This window comes from Micromonospora sp. CNZ309 (assembly GCF_002846525.1).
The window spans coordinates 6,455,334-6,470,486 of record NZ_PJNG01000001.1 but is presented as its reverse complement, the minus strand read 5'-3'; the positions used below and the strand labels follow the sequence as shown (position 1 = coordinate 6,470,486).

Annotated in this window: 17 protein-coding genes; 5 read left to right on the top strand and 12 right to left on the bottom strand. The window is 74.3% G+C overall.

Translation table 11 applies throughout. The annotated features are described in order from the left end of the window. Positions 1–117: 117 nt before the first annotated feature. Both CLT72_RS28015 and CLT72_RS28010 read left to right on the top strand, forming a co-directional pair. Positions 118–507 (top strand): MarR family transcriptional regulator, encoded by a 390-nt coding sequence (locus CLT72_RS28015; RefSeq protein ID WP_435871753.1) that lies wholly within the window; start codon positions 118–120, stop codon positions 505–507. A gap of 68 nt (positions 508–575) precedes the next feature. Then, on the top strand, positions 576–1,031 hold the full coding sequence (locus tag CLT72_RS28010) for a VOC family protein (RefSeq protein ID WP_486484337.1): 456 nt from the start codon (positions 576–578) through the stop codon (positions 1,029–1,031). A gap of 4 nt (positions 1,032–1,035) precedes the next feature. Here the strand turns inward: CLT72_RS28010 and CLT72_RS28005 are convergent, their stop codons facing one another. The 4 genes from CLT72_RS28005 to CLT72_RS27990 all read right to left on the bottom strand — a co-directional run bounded on the left by CLT72_RS28005 (position 1,036) and on the right by CLT72_RS27990 (position 6,194). Further along, on the bottom strand, positions 1,036–1,524 hold the full coding sequence (locus CLT72_RS28005; RefSeq protein WP_101414298.1) for a WapI family immunity protein: 489 nt from the start codon (positions 1,522–1,524) through the stop codon (positions 1,036–1,038). 92 nt (positions 1,525–1,616) lie between these two features. Beyond that, positions 1,617–2,045 (bottom strand): membrane protein insertion efficiency factor YidD, encoded by a 429-nt coding sequence (gene yidD / locus CLT72_RS28000; RefSeq protein ID WP_486484336.1) that lies wholly within the window; start codon positions 2,043–2,045, stop codon positions 1,617–1,619. 406 nt (positions 2,046–2,451) lie between these two features. Next, complete coding sequence (locus tag CLT72_RS27995; RefSeq protein WP_101414296.1) at positions 2,452–3,597, bottom strand: hypothetical protein; 1,146 nt, start codon at positions 3,595–3,597, stop codon at positions 2,452–2,454. A 218-nt stretch (positions 3,598–3,815) separates the two neighbouring features. Next, complete coding sequence (locus CLT72_RS27990) at positions 3,816–6,194, bottom strand: acylase (protein ID WP_101414295.1); 2,379 nt, start codon at positions 6,192–6,194, stop codon at positions 3,816–3,818. Between the two features lie 174 nt (positions 6,195–6,368). Between CLT72_RS27990 and CLT72_RS27985 the strand changes: the two genes are divergently transcribed. Beyond that, positions 6,369–7,892 carry a gluconokinase gene (locus tag CLT72_RS27985; protein WP_101415435.1) on the top strand — a complete coding sequence of 508 codons (1,524 nt, stop codon included), beginning with the start codon at positions 6,369–6,371 and terminating at the stop codon, positions 7,890–7,892. A gap of 10 nt (positions 7,893–7,902) precedes the next feature. Here CLT72_RS27985 and CLT72_RS27980 read toward each other — a convergent pair whose 3' ends face one another. The 6 genes from CLT72_RS27980 to CLT72_RS27955 form a co-directional block, all read right to left on the bottom strand. Beyond that, on the bottom strand, positions 7,903–8,187 hold the full coding sequence (locus CLT72_RS27980) for a putative quinol monooxygenase (protein ID WP_089001854.1): 285 nt from the start codon (positions 8,185–8,187) through the stop codon (positions 7,903–7,905). 26 nt (positions 8,188–8,213) lie between these two features. Continuing rightward, positions 8,214–8,972 (bottom strand): MerR family transcriptional regulator, encoded by a 759-nt coding sequence (locus CLT72_RS27975; protein WP_101414294.1) that lies wholly within the window; start codon positions 8,970–8,972, stop codon positions 8,214–8,216. A 39-nt stretch (positions 8,973–9,011) separates the two neighbouring features. Then, positions 9,012–10,514, bottom strand: coding sequence for a hypothetical protein (locus CLT72_RS27970; RefSeq protein ID WP_101414293.1), 1,503 nt, complete (start codon positions 10,512–10,514; stop codon positions 9,012–9,014). Between the two features lie 196 nt (positions 10,515–10,710). Then, positions 10,711–11,820, bottom strand: coding sequence for a hypothetical protein (locus tag CLT72_RS27965; RefSeq protein ID WP_101414292.1), 1,110 nt, complete (start codon positions 11,818–11,820; stop codon positions 10,711–10,713). 92 nt (positions 11,821–11,912) lie between these two features. After that, entirely contained in the window at positions 11,913–12,332 is a 420-nt protein-coding gene (locus tag CLT72_RS27960; protein WP_486484335.1) for a hypothetical protein, read from the bottom strand. A 294-nt stretch (positions 12,333–12,626) separates the two neighbouring features. After that, the gene (locus CLT72_RS27955; protein WP_089001858.1) at positions 12,627–12,860 is read right to left on the bottom strand and encodes a zinc-ribbon domain-containing protein; all 234 of its coding nucleotides are present in this window, start codon (positions 12,858–12,860) and stop codon (positions 12,627–12,629) included. A 110-nt stretch (positions 12,861–12,970) separates the two neighbouring features. Between CLT72_RS27955 and CLT72_RS27950 the strand changes: the two genes are divergently transcribed. After that, entirely contained in the window at positions 12,971–13,336 is a 366-nt protein-coding gene (locus CLT72_RS27950) for a type II toxin-antitoxin system RelE/ParE family toxin (RefSeq protein WP_101414291.1), read from the top strand. Further along, the gene (locus tag CLT72_RS27945; protein ID WP_101414290.1) at positions 13,333–13,650 is read left to right on the top strand and encodes a helix-turn-helix domain-containing protein; all 318 of its coding nucleotides are present in this window, start codon (positions 13,333–13,335) and stop codon (positions 13,648–13,650) included. Before CLT72_RS27950 ends, CLT72_RS27945 begins: the two co-directional genes overlap by 4 nt. Before the next feature lie 67 nt (positions 13,651–13,717). On the opposite strand, the gene CLT72_RS27940 is transcribed toward CLT72_RS27945, so the two are convergent. Both CLT72_RS27940 and CLT72_RS27935 read right to left on the bottom strand, forming a co-directional pair. Next, positions 13,718–14,596, bottom strand: coding sequence for an SRPBCC family protein (locus CLT72_RS27940; RefSeq protein WP_101414289.1), 879 nt, complete (start codon positions 14,594–14,596; stop codon positions 13,718–13,720). Further along, entirely contained in the window at positions 14,589–15,146 is a 558-nt protein-coding gene (locus CLT72_RS27935; RefSeq protein ID WP_101414288.1) for a helix-turn-helix domain-containing protein, read from the bottom strand. Before CLT72_RS27935 ends, CLT72_RS27940 begins: the two co-directional genes overlap by 8 nt. Between the last annotated feature and the right edge of the window lie 7 nt (positions 15,147–15,153).

Below are 15,153 nucleotides of genomic sequence, written 5' to 3'. Positions count from 1 at the left end.
ACGGCTCGGCCCGGCTACGATAGCTCTGACTACAGAGCTATTGCGCCGACGAAGGGCCTGACTGTGACGGACGAGACGGTCGACCAGCTCGGCGGAGCGCTCGGCGACCTGCACCGGATGCTGCGCCGGACCGCCATCCAGCGGGTCGGCCGCACCGCCCTGCCGGACGCCCAGGTGGAGGTGCTGCGGCTCGTGCAGCGGTGGCCGGGAATCGGCGTCCGCGAGGCCGCCGAGCGACTCGGCACCGCGCCGAACACGGTCAGCACCCTCGTCGGCGAGCTGACCACCGCCGGCCTGCTGCGCCGGGAGCGCGACCCGGCCGACCGCCGTACCGTCCGGTTGGAGCTGACCGACGCGGCCCGGGAGCGGATGGCCGCGTACGGGCGGCACCGGCGCGACCTGCTCGCCGCCGCCCTGGCCGACCTGGACGGCGCGGACCGCGAGACGCTGCTCGCCGCCGCCCCCGCCCTGCGCCGCCTCGCCGACCGGATGACGGCACGGGACTGAGCCACCGGATCCGGGACGGCCTGTCGGGCATCGACGCTACGGTGGCGGTGGACGGTGCCGGGTCGTAGGTGGAGGGTCGCCGGGTGATGGAGCAGCGGATCAGCCTCGTGACGCTCGGCGTCGCCGACGTGTCCAGGGCACGCGCCTTCTACGAGCGGCTCGGCTGGCGCGGCCAGGAGGTCGAGGAGACCGTCTTCTTCCAGGCCGGCGGCCTGGCGCTGGTGCTGTGGAGCCGGGAGAAGCTGGCCGCCGACGCGGGCGTGCACGACCGGGGCGCGGGCGGCTTCGGCGGGACGACGCTGGCGCAGAACGTCCGCTCCCGGGGCGAGGTCGACGAACTGCTGACGGCGGCGGCCGACGCCGGGGCGCGGGTGACCGTGCCGGCGCGCGAGACCTTCTACGGCGGCTACGCCGGCTGCTTCGCCGACCCCGACGGGCACGTGTGGGAGATCGCCTGGAACCCGGGTTTCCCCCTCGGCCCCGACGGCTCACTCACCATCTCCGACCTGACCCCACCGGGCTGAGCGGTCAGCAGGTGGCGCGGCGGGGGTAGGCGTCGGCTTCCCGCGCCCACTGCTCGGCGGCCACCGAGAGGGCGTCGGCGGAGACGGTGAGCGTCAGCGGGTAGACCGCGCCCGGCGGCTGGCGCCGCATCCACGGCGGCAGCGACTCGTACGCGAACTCGACCGTCAGCGCGAGCCGACGACGCCGCAGCACCCGGGTGCGGAAGGCCAGGTTCGGCTCGGTGAAGCGGGCCACCGCCGACGGCTCCGCCGGGTCGCTGGTCGTCTCGGCCTGCTGCCGCAGCCAGCCCGCCAGCGCGTACGCCTCGGCCACCGTGAGGCAGGGTTCGAGATGCGACCAGGCCTGCCCGTCGGCGGTGCGGGCGTCGGTCTCGACGAGCAGCCAGTCGTCCCATTCCGCCGCCTCGTCCGGGTCGTCCGGCGGCTCGACCCCGGGCTGGTAGCCCACGGGCCGGATCCTCACCCGGGCGCCGTCGTCGGAGCGGATCTCCATGCTGTCATCATGACCGATCCCGAGGCGCGGATGGGGGCATCCCCGCAGCTCAGAGCACCCCGACGAGCGGCGCACCGGTCGCCGGCACCCGGTCAGCGCACCGGGTCGTGGGTGCCGCGCGGCACGTCGGGCCGGCAGCGGCGCACCCGGTCGGCGGCCATCCGCCCGCCGACGGCCAGCCCGTGCCGCTCGACGGCGGCGAGCCCGTACGCGCTGCACGTCGGGGTGAAGCGGCACTGCCCGGGCCAGCGGTGCGACAGCCAGCGCCGGTAGCCCAGGATCGCGGCCCGTCCGGCCCGGTCCACCAGCGGCGCGCGCCCGGCGGCGACGGTGGGCCCGGCGGCGACGGTCGACGGCGCCGAGGCCCGGCCGGGCGAGACGAGCCGGGCGGCCAGCGCGCCCAGGGTCAGCAGGGTGGAGAAGAGCCCCAGGTCGCAGCAGGGGATGTCGCAGTTGCAGGCGTCGCAGTTGTCGAAGCGGCTCTTCTTCTTGCGACGCCGGTCGCTCGGGAGGTAGATCACCGGAACATCATGCGACGGCCGCGCCACCCGGGATCCCTCGGATGGGGTCGCATCGCCTCGGCGGTAGTCGGCGAGCCGGCCCGACCGGGCTGCCCCGCCGGGGGCGCGTGCTGGTCGAAGGCGCAGGGACCGTGCGGCGCTGTCGAGCTGAGTCGTCTGCGACATCGGGTGTTGGTATCCGGCGCGGTGCCGCCAGCGGGCGGCGAATCGTCTACGACATCAGCTCGACAGCGTCGCGCACGTCAGCCCTCGCCCCGACCGAGGGGTGCCGCGGAGCCGGTGCGGACGCCCCCGCCAAGCCGGGCGACGACGCGCGGCCCGTCCGCCTCCGCAGACCCGGCGCGGCCCGGCCAGGTAGCGCAGCGGGGCCAGGTGGCTCAGCGGAGCCGGATGGCGGCCAGCAGGGTCAGCGCCAGACCGTGCGGCGTACGCCGTCGTGCGCGGCGCAGGCGTCCCGCCGGCCACCGGCGAGGCTGACCGAGCCGTCGCCGCACTGCACGAGGTGCCCCCGGCCGGCCCAGAACTCGGGTACGCAGTCGAACCAGTCGCACACCTCGACGGCCGGCCTGCGGATGCGCTCGCCGCCGCAGAAGTCGTACCCCATCGGGTTTGCCGGGGCGCCGCAGCGCGGCTCGCGGGCGGGCGTCGGCGGGGCGGCGGTGCTGCCGCGTCGCTGCTTCGACAGCGCGGGCGGCGCCTTCGCCGGCGCGGCCGGCAGGACGACCGGCCCGGCGGCGGTGCTCGGCGCGGGGGTCGCGGCGACGGCGACCTCGGAGCCGGTCGGGTCGGAGGGATCGGTGTCCAGCAGGGCTGCGGGCACCAGCAGGGCGATGCCGGCGGCGACGGCCACGGTGCGCCGGCCGCCGGGCACGAACGCGAAGTGCCGGGCCTGCGCGGGGGTGGCGATCTGCGGCCGGGACGGCTTGAGCTGCGCGTGCTCGGCGATCGCCTCGTCGAGCTGGTCGAGCACCGCGCCGCGCTGTTCGATGGCGTCGGCGAAGGCCAGGGTCAGCTTGAACCGGAAGTCCGCGGCGACGTCGGTGGGGAGCATCAGGCCGGAGGTGCGCCGCCGGTCCAGCACCTGCATGAGGGTGACCGGCGCGTGCGGGTCGTGGGCCAGGCCGGTCATCCTCCCGTACGACCAGTCGCGCCGGCCGCGACCGCCGAGCAGCACCAGCCGGCGGTTGGTGATGACCGCCATGCCGGCGTCGGCGACCCGGACGCCGTCGGGCCGGCGTGGCCGCGGCGGCGCGGCCGCCGGGGCGACCGTCAGGTCCGGCGCCGGCAGCACGGTGGTGTGTCGGACCTCCACCAGCTGCGCGGCCGGCAGCACCCAGAAGACCACCTCGTCGGGCGCGAGCTCCAGGGGCAGGCCGGAGCCCGCCTCGGCCGAGCCCTGGAACTCCTCGGCGAGGGTACGCAGGCGGCGCAGCTCGTCGTCGCGTCGTCGCCATGCCTTGTCGGCGCTGCGGAACTCGCGCCGCCGCCGTTCGTTCTGCCGGTGCACCCACCGGTACCGCCACGTGGAACCCGTCGAATCAGTCCTTGCCACGCCGACTCCTTCGCCGCGCAGGCCACCAACCGGGGTGTCACAGCTGTCAACTGCGACAACGCCCGACGGGGACACGCCGCAACGGGGCAAATTGACCGAATGACGGGCGAAATCGGGCGACAGGAGGATTTCGCCGAGTCGATTCACGTCCGTCGGGCGTGTCGGTGGCGGCGGGCCCGCCCGGTCGGCGTAACCGGGCGGGCGCGACGGATGCCGGATCAGTGGCGGCGGCCCTCCCCCACCCGGTAGGTGCGCAGGTTCGGGTCGGCCTTGATCTGCGCCTCCGTGTACTTGATGGTGTCCCAACCCTTGCCCGAGTAGAGCCGGGTCTGGTCGGCGTACCAGGGCGAGTTCGGGTTGCTCGACTGGGAGTAGGTGAGGATCTGCCGCCCCGAGGGGCCGTTCGGACCCAGCTCGACGGCCATCACGAAGGACGAGCCGTGGACCACCTTCGGGTAGCCGACGCCGGGCGCCAGCGGACTGATGATCATGTTGAAGACGCCGGCCTCGGCGCGTCCACCGTGGATCGGGACACGCCGGTCGCCGCGCGGCTCGGTCTGGACGTCGCCGAGGCGCGCGTCGAGCGGGATGCCGGTGAGCTTGCGGACCGCGTCGGCGAGGGCGGTGAGCACGCGCGGGTCGGCGGTGTTCAGCCGGCTCGGCGTACGCACCGGGTCGGCGGCGTCGAACGCGTCGGCGAACCGGATGCCGCCGGCCAGGGCGAACTCGGTGAACAGGTGCGCGCCCCGGCTGTCCAGGTCGACCCGCAGGTCCCAGCCCTTCAGCGCCGCGCACGCCCCGCGCAGGTCGACGGTCGTCCCGTCCGAGGCGGTCGCGGTCGGGTGCGCGGCGCACAACGCCACCAGGTCGTCGCGCAGCAGCTCGCCGCCGTACGCGCGGTTGCCGAAGACCGTCTGCCAGAGCCGGGACGCGGTGTAGCCCCGCCCGGGCATCCCGTCGGTGCCGGCGAGCCGCTCCCGCACCTGCTCCACACCGAGGCGCGTACGCAGGCTGCGCTCGGTGCGCTCGTTGCCGATGATGCGCGGGAAGCCCTCCAGCGGCGCCTCGGGGTTGGCCAGCCAGTGGCTGTCGTTGGAGTTCGTCACGTAGTCGGCGCGGAAGCGGATCGGCAGGTTGGCCGGGCCGAGGATGCCGGGCACCGCCGCGTCGCGGTCGCGACCCAGCGCACAGGCCGACCGGGAGCCGTCGAGGACCGCCTGACCGCTGGCGGCGTAGAGCGGCTGGAACGGCGCGGGGATGCAGGCGGCGGCCAGCTCGTCGGTGACCCGGGGCACCACCGAGTGGTCGGCGTAGAGCGCCTCGCCGCGGGCGTCGGCGGCGATCACGTTCACCCAGGGCAGGAACTGGTGCCGGTCGAGGACCCGCTTCAGCTCGCGTACGGTCTTCGCCCGGCCCATCTCCAGCCAGCCGTCGAAGGCGCGGTTGTTGGTGGCGTTGACGTCGGTGATCGCGTACGCGGCGGTGGCGGTCCAGTCGAAGGTGCCGGGGACGACGACCACCGGCCCGAAGTGGGTGTCGTGGAAGGTGCGGCTGACCGGCACCGTGCCGCCGCCCGGGGCGGGCACCTGGACGGTCACCGTCCGGGTGGTCATCTTCCGGGCCCGGCCGTCCACGTAGTACGAGGTGGGGTCGCCGGGGACCAGGGCGAGGCGGTGCCAGACGAAGCGGCGGGCGGTGGAGACGGTGTGGCTCCAGGCGAGCGTGCGGTTGTGCCCGATCTCGATGATCGGGTCGCCGATCAGCGCCGCGCCCTCCACGTCGTAGCGGCCGGGGACCTTCAGGTGCATCCGGTAGAAGCGCTCCGCGCCCTCCCACGGGAAGTGCGGATTGGCCAGCACCATGCCGCCGCCGTGCGTGGTGGCCCGCGCGCCCAGCCCGTACGCGTTGCTGCCGACGCCGGCGGGCGCGCCGTCGCGGGCGGCGACGACCGCCGCGGCGCCCGGGGCGTCGAGGACGGCGGCCGGGCCGGTGGCCGTGGGCGGGGCGGCGGCGACGATGCCGTCGAGCACCGCCCGGGAGCTGGCCCGCACCATGCTGGCCCAGCTCGTGCGCCACATGTCCAGCTCGGTCAGCGGGCGCACCCACGGCTTGCCCCGGCAGGCCGGGTCGGTGAGGTTGGCCGCACCGGTGCGGCGCAGGTAGCTGTTGTAGCCGGCGACGAAGCCGCGGATCTGGTCGCGGACCTCGTCCGACGGGGAGTGCACGCCGTCGCGGGGGCCCTGCAACAGCCGCTCGGCGGTGCGGTCGTCGATCGCCTTGCGGTGGAACAGGTCGCTGCGCACGTTGGCGTCCGTGGGGCTCGCGGCGCCGAAGTAGCGGGACCGCTCGGCGTTGACCGTGACGACCTTTTCCGCGATGACGCAGATGTTGTCCTCGGCCTGGACGTGGCCGACGCCGAAGCCGAGGCTGGCGAAGGTGCGGGCGGTGATGTGCGGGACGCCGTACGACGCCCGGCGGATCTCCGCCGAGTAGCCGCCGTCCTGGTGCCGCGCGGCGGCGGGCGGTACGCCGGCGACCGCCGTGGTGGCGACCGTGGCGAGGGCGGTGACCAGCGCGCAGAGCGGCTTCGGCCTCATCGTGACTTCCTCCCCGTCGGGTGGACGTGTGAAGCGTTCACACTGACGGGCATTCTCGCCGGGCGCGGACGTGCCGAGGAAGACCCGACCGGGAAACCGGGTTGTTCCCCCTACGGACCACCCGGACGCTGGGTAACGTCGGCGGCACCCAGGGTCGACGAGGGGGTGGGACCGGTGGGTGACCCGCTCCGCCCGGTGGTGATCGGCGTCGACATCGGCACCACCAGCACCAAGGCGGTCGCGTACGACGTGGACGGTGCGCGCCTCGCCCACCACTCGGTGGGCTACCCGCTCGACGAGCCGCACCCCGGCTACGCCGAGCAGGACGCGCGGCACATCCACGCGGCGGTGCTGGAGGCGATCCGTACGGTCGTGGCGGAGCTGGACCGGCCGGTCGCCGGGCTCTGCTTCGGCACGGCCATGCACAGCCTGATGGGCCTGGACCCGGACGGCCGCCCGCTCACCCCGTCGGTCACCTGGGCGGACTCGCGGGCCAGCCGGCAGGCCGAGCGGCTACGCGCCGCCCCGTCCGGGCTGGCGCTGCACCGCCGTACCGGCACCCCGGTGCACCCGATGGCGCCGCTGCCGAAGCTGCTCTGGTTCGCCGAGCAGGAGCCGGTGCTGTTCGGCCGGGTGGCGTACTGGGTGGGCGTCAAGGACTGGGTGCTGCTGCGGCTGTGCGACACGCTGGTGACCGACCACTCGGTCGCCTCCGCCACCGGGCTGATGGACCTGCGCCAGCTCTCCTGGGACTCCGAGGCGCTGGGCATCGCCGAGATCACCGCCGAGCAGTTGCCGCAGCTGGTGCCCACCACCACCGTGCTGCCCGGCCTCACCGCCGAGGCCGCCGCGGCCACCGGCCTGCCCCGCGACACGAGGGTGGTCGTCGGCGCCGGGGACGGCCCGCTGGCCAACCTGGGGCTCGGCGCGGTCGCCCCGGGCGTGATGGCCTGCTCGATCGGCACCAGCGGCGCGCTGCGGGTGATGGTGGAGCGCCCCGGCGTCGACCCGCTCGGCGGGGTGTTCTGCTACGCGCTGACCGAACAGCGCTGGGTGGTCGGCGGGGCCATCAACAACGGTGGCATCGTGCTGGACTGGGTCGGCGAGGCGCTCGCCCCCGAGCTGGGCGAGGACGCCGAGGAGGAGTTGCTGGCGCTGGCCGCCCGGGCACCGGTGGGCTCCGGCGGCCTGATCATGCTGCCGTACCTGCTCAGCGAGCGCGCCCCGCACTGGAGCGCGCTGCCGCGCGGGGCGTACGTGGGGCTGACCAACGGCCACCGCCGCGAGCACCTGGTGCGGGCCGCGCTGGAGGGCGTCTGCCAGCAGCTGGCGCTGGTGCTGGCCTCGGTACGCGCCGCCGGCAACGAGGTCCGCGAGATCCGGGCCGGCGGCGGCTTCTCGCGCAGTCCGCTGTGGCGGCAGATGCTCGCCGACGTGCTCGGCGTGCCGGTGCGCTTCCCCACGGCCCATGAGGGCTCCGCCTTCGGCGCGGCGCTGCTCGGCATGCAGGCGCTGGGGCTGATCCCCTCCGTCGACGTCGCCGCCGACCTGGTGCGCATCGAGCAGACGGCGTACCCGGCCCCGGCCGCCGCCGCCACGTACGCCGCCCTGCTGCCGCTGTTCAACGAGCTGTACGACGCGCTGGTCCCCACGTTCGCCTCGCTGCGCCGCCTCGCCCCGGGCCTGGCGCCGCAGTGACCCGGCCCGCTCAGGGCGCCTCGACCCCGGAGATCAGGTAGCGGTGCACCTCCGCGCCGCGGATCGCCACCGTCTGCTCCTCGGCGGGGCCGGATCCCCGGAAGTCGAGCAGTTGCTCCTCGGACTCCCAGCGCTCGTAGACGTTGATCCGGCCGGGCTCGACCAGGTCCGCGCCGATCGCGAAGTCGACGCAGCCCGGCGCGGAGCGTGCCTGCCGGACGACCTCCACGCAGTCGGCGAGGTAGGCGTCCCGCTGGTCCGGGTCGACGTAGAGACTGCCGGCGACGATGAGCACTGCTGACCTCCGGGGACGGCCGCGCCTCAGGCGCGGGTGATCGCGTTGGCGTGGATGGCCTCGCCCAGGTACGCGGCCATCCCGGGCTTGATCGTCTCGAAGTACGCGGTGAACCGCTCGTCCGACACGTACATGTCGGCCAGACAGGTGTGCAGCTCGAACGGGCAGTCGTAGAACCAGCGGCTGATGAGCTGCCGGTGCTCCTCGGCCAGGTCCATCGCCGCCGGCCCGTCCGCGGGTGCCCCGGAGGACATCACCTCGACGAACCGCCGCGCCCAGTCCTCGTTCTCGGCCTTGTTGCGCAGCCAGTCGTCCTTCGTGTAGCGGGAGACCCGCTCGTTCGACTGGCGGTACGCGTCGGTGTCGCCCCAACGCTGCTCGACCTCCTCGGTGTGCGCGTCCGGGTCGAAGTCGCCGAAGACCTCGAACCGCTCCTGCGGGGTGAGTGGGATGTTCAACTTGCTCGCCTCCATCGCGAACTCGATCGCCGCGACCATCTCCTGGAGCTTCCTGATCCGTACGGACAGCAGCTCGTGCTGGCGACGCAGGTGCGCCGCCGGGTCGCTCGCCGGGTCGTCGAGGATCGCGGCGATCTGCTCAAGCGGGAACCCCAGCTCCCGGTAGTAGCGGATGTGCTGCAACCGCTCCAGGTCGGCGTCGTCGTAGCGCCGGTAGCCCGTGCCGCTGCGTCCGCTGGGCGAGAGCAGTCCGATCTCGTCGTAGTGGTGCAGCGTCCGCACGGTCACGCCGGCCGCCTTCGCCACCTGTCCCACCGTGTAGGCCATGGTTTCCCTCCCTTCCGCCAACGAGGCTCCCGCCTGCCGTTACGTGAGGGTCAAGCCCGATTCCTCGCCGGAGTCGCCGGTGACGGCCGGCGGGCCGCCGTGCGTCCACGGTGTCTCCTCCGGCGCCGGGAACGTCCCCGCCGGCATGAACGCGTCCGACAGGGTCGTGTAGCAGAGCCGCTCCCCCACCTCGGGCACGCTGCCCGGCGGCGCGGTCAGCCCCCGCCCCATCCCGCCGGAGAGTTCCAGCACCACCTCGGTCTTGCCGTCCGGCGCCGGGGTCACGAAGACCACCCGGGCCTTCTGCGCCGGCCGGGCCGGCGAGTACAGCGCCGCGCCGACCGGCACCGACACCGGCTCGGTGGTGACCAGCTGGATGCGGGGGCGCAGCACCGGGCGCTTGCCGGTGTCGTCCACCCGCTTCGGGTCCGCCAGGGTCACCTCGCCGACGAACGCCTCCCCGGTCAGCCGGTGCTCCGCCATCACCAGCGGGTCGTCGTAGGCGCGCTGCACCGCGTACGAGGTCAGGGCCCGTTCCAGCCGGTGCAGCCGCTGGGCGGCGGTGACCGCCCCGTCCCGGCGGGGCTGCGGCGCCCCGTCGGCGTCTACGTGCTCGGCGTAGCCGGTGAAGGCGTCCTTGTCGCCGTCCCACCGGCCGGCCACCCGGGCGCCGGGCGGCAGGGCACGCAGCAACCCCACGCCGCGCCACATCAGCTCCCAGGTGGGCGCGAGCTGCTCGTGCAGCAGGCGCCGCAGCTCCGCGTACGCCCCGGCGCGCGCGACCGGGTCGTCCTCGGCGGCGGTGTACGCGGCGATGGCCGGGGCGAGGAGCGTGTTGTCGAAGTCTGGGTCGGTGGCCGGGCCGGCGGGCGGGCAGGTCGCCGGGTCCTCGGCCCGGGCCGCCGCCTCGGCGCCGGTGAGCCCGGCGGGCGGGTCGATCCAGCCGAGCAGCGCCGGCAGGTGCAGGTCCTCCACCACGCTCTGCCCGGTGGCCCAGTGCAGGCTCAGCGCGTCGGTCATCGCCAGCAGCGCCGACGAGCCCGGGTGCTCGGCCCGCTCGGCGAAGAAGGTCAGCCAGCGCCCGAGCACCGGCACCGACGGGTGCACCGGATACTCCCCGTCGGGGCGGCGGAACCGGGTGGAGCGGCCGAGCAGCCGCAGGAAGGTGATCCCGGCGGGGTTGGGCACCAGCAGCTGCGGGGCGTCGACGTGGCGGTACCGCACGTCCCGGCCCCGGTCGACCGGCACCGCCTCGGAGACGCCCCGGAACCCGTCCAGGTAGGGCAGCACGATCCCGGCCAGCTCGGCGGCGAACTCGAACCGCTGGTCGCGGTTGCGGGGCTGCGGCACGATCAGCAGCCGCGCCGCGTCCGGGGCGTCGCCGACCAGCGCCGCCAGCGGCGCGTTCGCCTCGCCGGCCATCGCCAGCGGCACCAGCACCAGCGGCCGCTCGGACAGGTGCAGGTGCCGGACGATGGCGACCGGCTGGGCCACGCCGGCGGCCAGCGCCTGGGCGCGGGCGAACGCGCGCAACGTGCTCACGCGACCCCGCCCGGCGTACGGCGGGGCCGGCCCGGAACGGCGTGGGTCCCGGGCGGGGTCGCGACGCGGGGCCGGCCCGGAACGGCGTGGGTCCCGGGCGGGGTCGCGACGCGGGGCCGGCCCGGAACGGCGTGGGTCCCGGGCGGGGTCGCGACGCGGGGCCGGCCCGGAACGGCGTGGGTCGCGTGGGGCGTACTCATGCGGGGGTCCCGGTGAGGGCGTCGGCGCGCAGCCGGGCGGCGGCCCGCAGCAGCGCGGCGGCCTCCTCCTGCCCGGGCTCCGGGGTGCGCTCGCCGGCGGCCAGCGCCAGCACCTCGTCGACCTCGGCGATGCCGCCGAGCGCCTCGCGGACCGGCCGGCCCAGCGCCCCGGTGTGCCCGCGCGCCTCGTCGCGGCAGAAGTACGCCAGCTCGCAGGCCGCCAGGCAGTCGGGCGCGTAGCGGGCCGCCACCCCCGACAGCGCGGCGAGCAGCGCCGCCGGCTCGGTCGTCACGTCGGCGGTGAAGTCCTCGGGCACGGCGGCCAGCAGCACGTCCAGCCGGGCCATCCGGTCGAGCTGGCGGCGCAGCACCAGCAGTTGCTTGCGCACGTCGACCAGGCTGGCCACCGGCTGGTTGGCGAAGTCGCGCGGGCAGACCAGCACCGCGTCGTGCGACACCAGCTCCGGGTCGTGGCCGGCGGCGGCGAGCAGCTCGCGCAGGGCCAGCACGTAGACGGCGGCCTGGATGGCGGCGGCGGACACCTTGGCCGGGTCGGCCTGGCCGTCGACCACCGGGAACGACTTGATCTCGACGACGTGGAACCTGCCGGCGAGCCGGGCGGCGACCAGGTCCGGCTCCAGGTGCACCCGGCGGCCGGCGACGTCCAGGCCGAGCAGCGGGTGGTCGAACAGCGCGGCGGTGTCGTCGGGCCCGCCCGGGGTGGCGTCGGTCAGCAACGCGGCGGAGCGTCGGTGCCGGGCGGCCGTGTCGTCCTCGACGCCGTCGCCGAGGTCCGTCCAGCTCGCCGCCGTCGGCACCGGTACGCCCAGCCGCTCCGCGACCAGCCGCAGCAGCTCGGCGCCGCCGTCGGCCTTGACCTGCGCCTCGAACGCGTTGCCACGGGTGATGGCGAACCGGGACTGCCCGAAGCGGGCCGGGAACCCGATCCGCTCGGCCAGCCTGGGCTTGTCCACCCCGGCGCCGTCCAGCACGGCCCGCCGGGTGCAGCCCGGGTTGCCGGTCAGGGCGGCGATGGTGCGCGCGTTGTGCCGCCTCGGTGGCACGCCGCCGCGGATCGCGGCCAGTCGCTCCTCGGTGCTCGTCACGATCCGCCACGATAGGCGGTTCCCGCCGCCCGTGCCCGGCGCCGCCCCGGCCGGTGGCGCCCGGCGCAGCCGTCGACCGGGGCGGAACCGGCTCAGAGCATGGTGGTGAACGGCCCCAGGACACCGCAGCAGAGCAGCCCGAAGACGCCGAGCGTGAGCAGCGTGATGCTGTAGTTCGACCAGAGCCCGAACTTCGTCACGTCGGTGCCGTACCCGTCGTAGGCGCGGTTGCGCCAGCCACCGAAGCGGAACGACAGGTGGTACGCCACGCCGGGCTGGGCGACCAGTGCGGTGGTGATCAGCGGCATGCCCAGGAAGTCGGTGTACCGGACGTCGTGCGGCCCGGCGGGGACCACCACGTACCAGGTGCCCTCACCGGGGATCGGCACCGACTGGCCGTCGATCTTGAACCTGCTCGTGGTCGGCGCGGGCACGATGTAGGGGCCCCGGTTCACCGAGACGACGAGCACCGCGTAGCCCGGCGGGGGCGCGACCGGGTGGGGGTACGCCATTGGCATCACGGGGCCGGGCATGTGCGGGTACGACGCAGGAGGGGGGTACGACACCGCCACATCCTGGCACGCCCCGACCAGCCTGCCGAGAGCCGACGGATCACGAACCGGTCAGCGGCCGGCCGAACGGTTCCAGGGCGACCGGGGCAGGGCGGTGCCGGCGAGCGGCCGGCGGTCGCGGCGGCGACGACGACGCCCGGGGGTGCAGGGCGGCCGCGAGACGGTGTGTACGGGCGCGGGCGCGGCGGGCTGCCGGCCGATCAGCCAGCAGAGGAAGCGGGCCATCGGGGGTGTTCAGCCGACGGGGAGGCGCTCGGCCTCGGCGCGGGAGATGTCGTACTGGACGCCGCAGAAGGTGCACTGCTGCACGTAGCGGGTGCGGATCGGGATGATCGGCACGAAGAACAGGCTGAACTTCGTCGACCGTCGCGTGATCACCTGCGCGGCGTGGTTGCGGCAGTTGCGGCAGACCTGCTGCACCACGCCGGACTGGCTGACCTTGGTACGAAGGCCGAAGATGAAGAACATCGCCCTCCACTACCCACCGAAGGCCCGACTATCACCTGTTGAACTCATCGCTTTCCGCGAGGAGGAAGCCGTACCCACGATCAAGGTATAGCATTAGCTATACTCGGCTCGTGGAGCAGGAGGAGTGGGACATCTTCGTGGTCGACGAGGTCCGCGAGTGGATAGACAACCTCGATCCCCCGACCCTCGCGCGGGTCGTACACGCCATCGACGCCTTGGCCGAGGCAGGGCCGGGACTCGGCCGGCCGCTCGTCGACACCATCACGGGGTCGGCGATCTCGAACCTCAAGGAGCTGCGGCCAGGCTCGGTCCGTATCCTCTTCGTCTTCGATCCCTGGCGTTCCAGCATCCTGCTCGTCGCCGGAGACAAGGCGGGCCAGTGGGACAGCTGGTACCGACAGGCCATTCCACTGGCCGAGCAACGCTATGAGATCTACCTGAAGGAACGGGCACAGCAGGAGGGGGGACGACGGTGAGCAGCCACGTGCGCTGGAAGGACATCCGGGCGGAGTACGTGCGCCGCGCCGGGGGCGAGGACGCGGTGCGGGCCGGCAAGGAGGAACTCCTCGCCGAGGTCGTCGGGCATCGCCTGGCCGAGATCCGCCGCGCCAGAGGGTTCACCCAACAGCAGATCGCCGAACGGATGGGCGTCACCAAGGGCCGCGTCTCCCAGATCGAGCAGGGCAGGATCTCGGGCCAGGACGTGGTGGCCCGCTACGCGGCGGCCCTGGGCGGGCGACTGCACCAGGCCATCTACTTCGACGACGGCGACATCGCCGCCATCGCCTGACGGCGCCGAAGGTGCCCGGCCCGCGCCACAGGCCAGGCACCTTCGGTCGCGCGCCCCGGGGCGTACGTCAGCTCGTCGCCTTCGCGGGCTCCGGTTCCAGGCCCGGCACCTCCGCGGGGAGCCAGATCGGCTGCCAGTCCTTCATCTCGTGGAAGCGGCGCAGCTCGAACAGCCCCGAGACCGACCCGGCCCAGGCCCCGTACGGCGGGTTCTGCTCGTCGAAGCCGGACTGCACGAAGGTCAGCTTCGTCTTCCCCTGCGACTCGGCCAGCTCCCAGGTGCTGACGCCCGTCGGCCCCCAGTCCACCGACAGCTTCCGGTCGGGCTCCAGGTCGACGATCTTGGCGGCGTAGCCGGACTCGAAGCCGCCCATGGCGTAGCGCCCGCCGACCCACGGCTCGATGCCGATCGGGTAGCCGAACCAGGCGCTGGCCTGCCCGGAGTCGGTCAGCGACTCGAACACCTTCGCCACCGGCGCGTCGATCAGCAGCTCGCCGCGCATCTCGGCGGAGGTGAAGTCGACCTTCGGCAGCAACGGCTGGCCCTCCAGGTGGGCGGCCAGGTTGGCGATCGACAGGCTCCAGAACGTCTGGAGCACGCCGCGGATGGTGCTGCCGCTCATCGCCTCGGCGAAGTCGAAATGGCTCTGGGTCAGCGTCAGCACGGTGGTGTCGGGGCCCTCCGCGCGCAGGGCGAACTCGGTGGTGGTCTCGACCCCGTCGAGCAGCCAGGCGAAGCGCAGCGTGTCGTCGTCGACGTGCAGCAGCCGCTGGTGCGGCGCGTCGCCCTCCGGGGTGTGCCGGCCCCAGAACTCGTACCGTCGCGGCAGCTCGACCTCGGCGTGCTCGGCGAGCCAGACGCGCAGCTCGGCCGGGTCGGTCAGGGCGCGGCGGACGGCCTCGGCGGGCGCGGCGAGCCGGACGGGCAGCCTCATCGGTTCAGTCACGGTCTTTCCCCTTCGGATAGCAGGCCACGGCGAGCTTGAAGGCGTCACCCTCGGCGCCCCCGTAGCGCGTGAACAGGTCCCGCAGAGTGCTCTGCAGGTCGTGCAGGAACTGCTGGCGCAGCTCCGCCGGCACCCGGATCTCGCCGGCGACCCCGATCGAGGGGAGCTCGGGGGCGGCGCGGTCCAGCCCGGCGATGTCCTCCTGGACCTCCTCCATCAGGTCCAGCAGGTGGCCGAGGCTCAGCTCGTCGCGGGCCCGGCGCAGGCCGATCCGGCCGACCAGCCGGGGCGACAGCCAGTAGGACCGGGCGGCGGCCTGGTAGATGCCCTCGGTGATGCCCCGGACCTTGCGCTCGTCGACCAGCTCGACGAGCCCGGCGGCGACGAGCTGCTTGACGTGGTAGTAGACGCGCTGCGGTGTCTGCTCCAGCCGGGTGGCGACCTCGGTGCAGGTGCGGGGTTCGGCCAGCTGCCGCAGCACCTCGACGCGGTGCGGCTTGAGCAGGACCTCGGCCTGCTCGATCTGTTCCAGGTACAGGACGTCTCTCATGGCAAAA